Raw genomic sequence first — 8707 nt, 5'->3', positions numbered from 1 at the left:
GGGGAAGGGTCTTTTGACACTTCTCGCTCCCTTCTGATAGTCGTTGAGTCGCCAACCAAGGCGGATACGATCTCGAAGTTCCTGGGGAAGGCTTCTTCTCGTAGGGAGAGAAACATCCTGGTCCACGAGGCTGTGACGGGCGAAGGAATCATTCTGTTCACGGCAACGAGAGGACACGTTTACGATCTTATCACGAAGGGAGGGATTCACGGGGTTGAAGAGAAAGACGGGATCTTCGTCCCCGTTTACAATTCTCTGAAGAGATGCAGGGATTGTGGGTACCAGTTCACGGAGGACCGTGGAGAATGTCCCGTTTGCTCTTCGAGAAACCTCGACGATAAAACTGAAACCCTCAAGGCATTGAGGGAGATATCGCTTGAGGTTGATGAGATTCTGGTGGCGACGGACCCTGACGTTGAGGGAGAGAAAATATCCTGGGATGTAACACAATATCTGATACCCGCCAACGGTTCTCTGAAGCGAATAGAAATGCATGAAATCACAAAATACGGTTTCAAAAGAGCGCGGGAAAGCGTCCGCTTTGTCGACTTCAATCTGGTGAAGGCGCAAGTGGTAAGAAGGATCCAGGACAGATGGATCGGATTCGAGTTGAGTGGAAAGCTTCAGAAGAGGTTTGGCAGGCCAAACCTCTCAGCAGGTAGAGTTCAATCCACAGTTTTAGGATGGATAGTGGAACGGGAGGAGGAGTACAAAAAGAGCGAAAAGGACTTCACACTCATTACATTGGAAAACGGTGTACAACTCGAGATCGAAGGAAAAGTATCCACCAACTCGGTCAGGGTCTCGAAAGTAGAGGAGAGCGAAGAAGACATCAACCCGCCTCCACCCCATACGACCTCCTCGGCACTCTCGGAGATATCGCAGAAACTCAGGCTCAGTGTTCAGGAAACGATGGACATTCTCCAAGATCTCTTCGAGAAGGGTTTCATTACCTACCACAGAACCGACTCGACCAGAATTTCCTTGGAAGGTCAGAATGTCGCTCGCAGCTACTTGAGGAAGATCGGTAAAGAAAAGCTCTTTACAGGGAGAAGCTGGTCAACTGAGGGGGCGCACGAGGCTATCAGACCCGTGAAACCCATAGACGATAAGGAAATCGAAGAAATGATGGAAGAAGGCTTGATCACGGATCTGACAAGAAAACACCTGAGAGTTTACGCCCTCATATTCAATCGTTTCCTGACCAGCCAGTCTTCACCTGTGAAGGTGAAAAAGCAGTTGGTCTCCTTCGACGTAGGAGGAAGGGAAGTGAAGAAGGAGTACGTGGTGGAAATTCTGAAGGACGGTTGGAATCTCTTCATGCCGTTAACAGTTTCTCCAAGATTCGAACACACAAACTACAGAATTCTTGAAAGAAAGATTTACAAAAAACATGCGGTACCCCTCTTCACTCAGGCTTCTATAGTGGAAGAGATGAAAAAAAGGGGAATTGGAAGACCTTCAACTTATGCAAAAATAGTAGAGGTACTTTTCAAAAGAGGTTACGTGTACGAAGATAGATACAAGAGGGTCAGGCCAACGAAACTGGGGGCGATGGTCTACTCGTTCCTCAAGGAAAGGTACGAAAGATTCGTAACAGAGGAGACGACTCGCAGGCTGGAAGAGATCATGGACAGAGTGGAAAGGGGAAAAGAAGATTATCAATCCACGCTCAAGCTTTTGTACGAGGAAATAAAATCTCTCATGGAGGAGGGGTAACGCATGTGGCTGCTTTTTCTCGTTCCCTTGATTGCGCTGGGATTTGCTGCGGCAAACTTCTCAGCGGTTGTTAAAAAGCCTGAAGGCACAGATCGAATGAAGGAGATATCCTTCTACATTCGAAGTGGTGCAGATTCCTTCCTTTCCCATGAGACCAAGGCCATTTTCAAGGTCGCCATCGTCATAGCGATACTGCTCATGATCTTCACAACCTGGCAGACGGGTGTTGCATTCCTCCTGGGAGCGGTCATGAGCGCATCGGCGGGTATCGTTGGAATGAAGATGGCGACCAGAGCCAACGTGAGAGTGACGGAGGCTGCCAGGACGACTAGGAAGATAGGTCCTGCCCTGAAAGTAGCTTACCAGGGTGGAAGTGTCATGGGACTCTCGGTCGGTGGATTCGCCCTTCTTGGGCTGGTTCTGGTTTACCTGATCTTCGGAAAATGGTTGGGACAGTTGGATAATCTGAACATATACACCAACTGGCTTGGAGTAAACTTTGTTCCTTTCGCCATGACGGTTTCTGGTTACGCTTTGGGATGTTCTATCATAGCCATGTTTGACAGGGTTGGAGGAGGAGTTTACACCAAGGCAGCGGACATGGCTGCCGATCTTGTTGGAAAGACGGAACTGAATCTTCCTGAGGACGATCCAAGAAATCCCGCTACGATAGCGGACAACGTGGGAGATAACGTGGGAGACGTTGCGGGATTGGGAGCGGATCTTCTGGAAAGTTTTGTCGGTGCCATAGTGTCCTCGATAATCCTGGCTTCCTACATGTTCCCCATCTACGTTCAGAAGGTTGGTGAAAGCCTTGTTCATCAGATACCGAAAGAAACTATCCAGTCTCTCATCACCTATCCGATTCTCTTTGCACTGGTTGGTCTTGGATGCTCCATGCTAGGAATCCTTTACGTGATCGTGAAAAGGCCCTCTGATAATCCTCAGAGGGAGCTCAACATCAGTCTCTGGACTTCCGCTATTCTTACAGTCGTTCTGACAGCTTTTCTGACCTACTTTTACTTGAAAGACGCTCAGGGCCTGGATGTCGTTGGTTTCAGATTTGGACCCATTTCCCCCTGGTTCTCAGCGATCATAGGGATCTTTGCAGGAATCCTGGTGGGTTTCTGGGCTGAGTACTACACGAGCTACCATTACAGACCAACCCAATTCCTCAGCAGATCCTCTATCGAAGGCACAGGAATGGTCATTTCGAACGGTCTTTCTCTTGGGATGAAGAGTGTGCTCCCTCCAACTTTAACGCTCGTTCTTGGAATCCTCTTTGCGGATTACTTTGCAGGACTCTATGGAGTTGCGATCTCTGCTCTTGGAATGCTCTCCTTTGTTGCAACATCCGTTTCTGTAGACAGCTATGGACCAATAGCGGACAATGCGGGGGGAATCAGCGAAATGTGCGAGCTGGATCCAGAGGTGAGAAAGATAACGGATCACCTCGATGCCGTGGGCAACACGACGGCGGCTATAGGAAAGGGATTTGCCATCGGCTCGGCCATCCTCGCTGCTCTTTCCCTCTTTGCTTCTTACATGTTCTCGCAGATCAGTCCCTCCGACGTTGGAAAACCGCCTTCTCTCATTCTTCTTCTGAACATGGTTGATGCCCGAGTGATAGCGGGTGCACTGCTCGGAGCGGCGATCACCTATTACTTCAGTGGTTACCTCATCTCTGCGGTTACAAAGGCAGCAATGAAGATGGTGGATGAGATCAGAAGACAGGCGAGGGAAATCCCAGGTCTTCTTGAAGGAAAGGCAAAACCAGACTACAACAGGTGTATCGAAATCACCAGTGACAACGCGCTGAAGCAGATGGGATATCCTGCCCTCATAGCGATCCTCACACCGCTTGTAACGGGATTCCTCCTCGGACCGAAGTTCGTCGGTGGCGTGCTGATAGGAACTGTCATCAGTGGAGCTATGCTCGCCATCTTGACGGCGAATTCTGGAGGGGCTTGGGACAACGCCAAGAAGTTCCTCGAAGCGGGCAACCTGGAAGGTTATGGAAAAGGTTCTGAACCTCACAAAGCCCTTGTTATAGGAGACACAGTGGGTGATCCCCTCAAGGATACAGTGGGACCATCGCTTGATATTCTCATAAAGATCATGTCGGTGGTTTCGGTGATAGCAGTTTCCATTTTCAAACACATTCATCTGTTCTAACGAGAGGGGGCTTCGGCCCCCTTTAAAATTTGTGGTAGGATTCTTAGGGGGGATGGCCTTGGAGAGAGAAGAGCTTTTGGCAAAGTTCGTAGAGATAGTTTCGGAAAAGATAGGAAAGGACCTGGAGACGATCGATGAAGAAGCTTCCTTTGATGAGCTTGGTTTCGATTCACTTGACGTAATAGACCTTGTTATGTTCTTTGAGGATGAGTTCGCCATAAGAATAGAGGACGAAGAACTCGAAGGTCTTCGCAAGGTGAAGGATCTGATCGATCTTGTGAGCAGGAAACTGGAGGAGGTCGACGATGAGGTATCTGAGGGCGGATGAGAGGTGCCTGATATGCAGTCTCAGGCAGGCTGAGAATCTTCTGAGGAAAACCATCAGTTCCCCTGAGAAAAGATGGGTGATATTCCGGGAGATTTTCAGAATTATGAGCGAAATGAGGTGGGGAATGAAACCTCTAGAGGTCAACGGAGAGGTCCACAGGTTCATCATGGAGTACGTGAAGGAAGAAGATCCGTTCAAAGAAGAGAAGAGAAGATCGAATGAAATAGCTCAGAAGATCGTCGAGATGTTCAGGGCGGAGATTTCGAACTCTCCCGACCCTGTGTACTCCGCTGCGAAGCTGGCGGTCTCCGGGAATTTGATAGATCTTGGTATCCCGGGCTGGAAAATAGAGGACGCCTTTGAAAAACTGCATGAAGCTTATGAGAGACCTTTCGATAGGGAAAATTTTGAAGAGTTCAGAAGCGCTCTTGAGAGTGCTTCCATGCTTTTCTATATTGCGGACAATACTGGAGAGATCGTCTTCGATAAGTTCTTCATAGAGATCATGAAGATGCAGAACCCTTCGCTTGAGGTGGTGGTGGCCGTTCGCGAAAAGCCAATAATCAACGATGCCACCATTGACGATGCAAAGCAAATCGGGTTGGAAGAAGTTGCCACCGTGATCAGCTCTGGCGTGGAAGAACCTGGCGTAATCTTGGACAATGCCACGCAGGAGTTCAGGAAGATGTTTTTCGAGGCGGATCTCGTTATTTCCAAAGGTCAGGGAAATTTTGAAGGGCTTTACGAGGAAGAAAGAGAGAACTTCTTCTTCCTTCTGACCGCCAAGTGTGATTTCGTCGCAGAGATCCTGAAAGTCCCCGTAGGAGGAAAGGTGTTCGTTTCCTCTTCCTCCCTGTGACCTTCTCTTGAGGAGGTGGGCAAAGTTGATAGAAAAGATCAGGGAGTACGTTCTCAGTACTCTTGGTACTTTGGTCACCGCTGCTGGTGTGACGGTGTTCCTGATACCAAACAACATAGCTGCCGGTGGTGTAAGTGGCCTTTCGATGATACTTCACCACCTTCTTCCACTTCCAGTGGGAATCTGGATGTACATCCTGAACGGACTGCTCTTTCTTATTGCCTTTCTCACCGTGGGGTTCGACTTCAGCGCTAAGACGATTTACTGCACTTTTGTTTTCAACTTCTTCGTGGATCTGTTCGATCGCCTACTTCCTGTGCCTAAATACACGGGGGACGATCTGTTCCTCGCGGTCTCCTTCGGCACATTGCTCACTGCTCTGGGGCTTGCCATAACGTTTTCTCAGAATTCTTCCACGGGGGGGACGGACATCATTGCGAGGATCCTGAACAAGTACTTCTGGATCTCCATGGGGATGGGTCTGTTGATGGTGGACTTCACCATAGCGGCTTTGGCAGGCGTTGCGTTCAGTGCGAGGGCGGGAATGTACGCTCTACTCGGCGTGATATTAAACGGTATAATGGTGGACTTCATGTTGAGGGGAATAGAACAATCGAGTGAGGTAACCATCATTTCTGAAAAGTCAGAAGAGATAAAAGATTTCGTTCTCTACGAACTTCGGAGGGGGGCTACCTACGTTCCCGCGGAAGGAGCTTACACAGGTAAAGAAAGAAAGATACTGCTCGTGGTGGTCAGAAGGAGAGAATTGAACGAGTTGATCAGATTCATAAGGAAGACAGACCCGAGAGCTTTCGTTATAATCAAGGAAGTGAGACAGGCTCTGGGAGAGGGTTTCAAAGAACTGGAGGAACTGTAATGCACTACGAGGTGGCGATATCGGGGACAAGAAAGACGATCTGTGTTTTCTCGGAAGAAACACTGGAGCCAGGTGAGAGAGTTTGGATCAACTGGAGAGGAAATACGGTGAAATGCTATGTACTGGGATCGTCCACATCCTGGGGAGATTCCTTCACTGTGAAGGAAAGAGATGGAAAAAGCTTTTTGAGTGAAAAGCATGTAGAGATAGCAAAATGGGTATCGAGAAGATTCGGTTCACCGATAGGCATGGTGTTCGATCTCTTCTTTCCCCCGGGGCTCGACGATTACAGAACAGAAAAAGTGGTCTCACAAAGTCCCTTACTCGATTTTGAAGAAATGACGCTTTCCGATTTTGTGAAATCCAGGGGAGAGAAAACTTTAAAAGAGATGTTGAAAAGGGGACTTGTGAAACTCGAAAAGGGCTTCTACATAAAAGAACCCAGACCGCGCTTGAAAAAAAGAGTTTTCCTAAGAGCATCCATCTCAGGGCTGCTTCAAAAACCACTAACGCTGAAACAAAAGATGGTTGTAGAGTACCTTCAATTCAACAACGGAGCACCTCTAGAGGACCTTCTGAAAGATCTGGAAATCTCGAAGAGCGTGATCGAGGCTCTCCAGGAAAAGGGGATAATAGAAGTGTTGCATCAAGATGTTCCACCGAAGAAGAGGCTCCATCGAACAACTTTTGAAGGAGAGCTTTCTAGCACGAACCTCTTTTTTGGACCTGCAGGAAGCGGAAAGACCGAAGCGTTGCTCGAACTTGCTGGTGATTATTCCAGAAAGGGAACCGTTCTGTTTCTGGTGCCTGAGGTTTCCATCCTCATGCATTTGCTTTCTCGCTTGAAGGGGCTGTTTCCGAGGATGAAAACGGGTATATATCACAGCTACCTTCCGAAGGCAAGGAAGAACCTGGAATGGTACAGGGCCGTTGAAGGAAAGATCGATGTCTTGCTTGGCACAAGGAGTGCTGTGTTTGTTCCGATCAAAAACCTCTCCCTGGTAATAGTTGACGAAGAACACGATGAGAGTCTTTATCAGTACTCTTCTCCCTCCTACGATGCTGTTGAGGTGGCAAGGGAGATCTCCAAAATATTTGGAGTTCCTCTGGTGTTGTCTTCTGCTACCCCAGATTTGAAGACCTACAGAGAGGTAAAAGAGGGGAAGATCAAAATGTTCAGCTTCGTAAGAAAACACGCGGACATATCGATAGAGGTCGTTGACATGAGGGAGGAAGAGAAAATAGGCAGCTTCGCGAAGAGAACTCTCGATCGAATGGAAGAAACCTTGAAGAAGGGACGAAGAGTACTCGTTTATGTGAGGAGAAAGGGATACTGGGGAAGGGTTCAGTGCGAAACCTGTGGCTATGTTTTGAAGTGTAAGGACTGTGACGTGTCCCTTGTTTATCACTTGGATTCCAATTCCTTGAAGTGTCATCAGTGTGGAAGGGAGTACAAGCTTTTAGAGGGATGCCCTATCTGTGGTGGAAGACTCTCCGGGCGAGGAGCCGGCACAGAGAAAATTGAGCGGGAGTTGCAGAGGTATTTTCCGGATAGGAGGGTGAAGAGAATAGACCGAGAGGTTGTCGAGGACATCATGGAGGTGGAAAATTACATAAACAAGTTGATCTCCGGGGAGATAGATATTCTTGTTGGAACCAGGATGATAACGAAGAGTTTTGATGTACCGGAAATCGGTCTTGTGTGTGTGCTGGATGTCGACTCTCTTATCTTCTTGCCGGACTTTTCGGCTTCGTTAAGGGCGTTTCAGTTGATTGTACAGGTGTTCGGAAGAGCGTCCAGAAGGGGAACGGGAAAAGCCGTTCTTCAAACCTACAATCCGGACGAAGAGGTGATCGTGAGGGCAATAAAAGAAGACGTGGAAGGGTTCTACGGAAAGGAACTCGAAAGAAGGAAAATTTTGGGCTATCCTCCCTACAGACACCTGATCCATGTTGCGCTGAGATCGAAGGATCCAGACCAGGGAAAGAAACTCTTGATGACTCTGAAGGAATCCCTCGCCGGTGAAGAAGTTCTTGGTCCTGTTGAACACTGGGTCTTCAAATTGAAAGGGTTTTATCGGCATCATCTGGTGGTAAAAACGAGCGATGCGGAGGCGACTCTTTCAAAGGTAGAGAAGTTTTCAAGAGTGCTGGGATTAAATCCTGTAGTTTTGGTGGATCCACCTTCCCTGGAGATACCGGATTAACCTTAGCGTAACTTTACCTTATCTTTTCCTTAATTGAACAGGTGTGGAAGGGATGCTATCATTAATCTCGGCGACGTTGAGAAGAGGGGTCTTCAAAAAGCGAAAAAAAGAATAGAACCCAAAAAGAGAAGTTACGTACTCCAGAGTTGAAGTAAACTTCAAGGTTTTTGATTCCGGGTCATTGAAATATGGATAGCAGCCCCCAATTTCATTGAGCCTGGATCGAATCTTATATGAAGGGTTTGATCCTGGCTCAGGGTGAACGCTGGCGGCGTGCCTAACACATGCAAGTCGTGCGGGGGAAACTTCCCTTTGGGGAGGAGTACCCAGCGGCGGACGGGTGAGTAACACGTGGGTAACCTGCCCTCCGGAGGGGGATAACCAGGGGAAACCCTGGCTAATACCCCATACGCTCCACCAACGCAAGTTGGTGGAGGAAAGGGGCGTTTGCCCCGCCGGAGGAGGGGCCCGCGGCCCATCAGGTAGTTGGTGGGGTAACGGCCCACCAAGCCGACGACGGGTAGCCGGCCTGAGAGGGTGGT

Annotated in this window: 6 protein-coding genes and 1 rRNA gene; all 7 read left to right on the top strand. The window is 48.6% G+C overall.

Annotated elements, in window-relative coordinates; genetic code table 11:
• Nucleotides 1–1719, top strand: a 1719-nt coding sequence (gene rgy, locus J7K79_RS06290) for a reverse gyrase (RefSeq protein ID WP_296906458.1), incomplete at its 5' end; no start/stop codon positions are given.
• A gap of 3 nt (nt 1720–1722) precedes the next feature.
• On the top strand, nt 1723–3894 hold the full coding sequence (locus J7K79_RS06285) for a sodium-translocating pyrophosphatase (RefSeq protein WP_296906455.1): 2172 nt from the start codon (nt 1723–1725) through the stop codon (nt 3892–3894).
• A gap of 58 nt (nt 3895–3952) precedes the next feature.
• Nucleotides 3953–4222, top strand: coding sequence for an acyl carrier protein (locus J7K79_RS06280; RefSeq protein ID WP_296906451.1), 270 nt, complete (start codon nt 3953–3955; stop codon nt 4220–4222).
• On the top strand, nt 4200–5081 hold the full coding sequence (locus J7K79_RS06275; RefSeq protein WP_296906449.1) for a DUF89 domain-containing protein: 882 nt from the start codon (nt 4200–4202) through the stop codon (nt 5079–5081). Before J7K79_RS06280 ends, J7K79_RS06275 begins: the two co-directional genes overlap by 23 nt.
• Nucleotides 5082–5106: 25 nt before the next feature.
• Nucleotides 5107–5958, top strand: a complete 852-nt coding sequence (locus J7K79_RS06270; protein WP_296906446.1) for a YitT family protein — start codon at nt 5107–5109, stop codon at nt 5956–5958.
• The gene (gene priA / locus J7K79_RS06265; RefSeq protein ID WP_296906443.1) at nt 5958–8165 is read left to right on the top strand and encodes a primosomal protein N'; all 2208 of its coding nucleotides are present in this window, start codon (nt 5958–5960) and stop codon (nt 8163–8165) included. Before J7K79_RS06270 ends, priA begins: the two co-directional genes overlap by 1 nt.
• A 230-nt stretch (nt 8166–8395) precedes the next feature.
• Nucleotides 8396–8707: ribosomal RNA gene (locus J7K79_RS06260) — 16S ribosomal RNA — on the top strand; the annotation flags it as partial.

This window comes from Thermotoga sp. (assembly GCF_021162145.1).
GTDB lineage: Bacteria > Thermotogota > Thermotogae > Thermotogales > Thermotogaceae > Thermotoga.
This window is presented reverse-complemented; position numbering and strand designations above follow the sequence as displayed.

Excerpts from the sequence above, each read along its gene's own strand:
- J7K79_RS06285 (WP_296906455.1), top strand. The coding sequence starts at position 1,723 with ATGTGGCTGCTTTTTCTCGTTCCCTTGATTGCGCTGGGATTTGCTGCG.
- J7K79_RS06275 (WP_296906449.1), top strand. The coding sequence starts at position 4,200 with ATGAGGTATCTGAGGGCGGATGAGAGGTGCCTGATATGCAGTCTCAGG.
- priA (WP_296906443.1), top strand. The coding sequence starts at position 5,958 with ATGCACTACGAGGTGGCGATATCGGGGACAAGAAAGACGATCTGTGTT.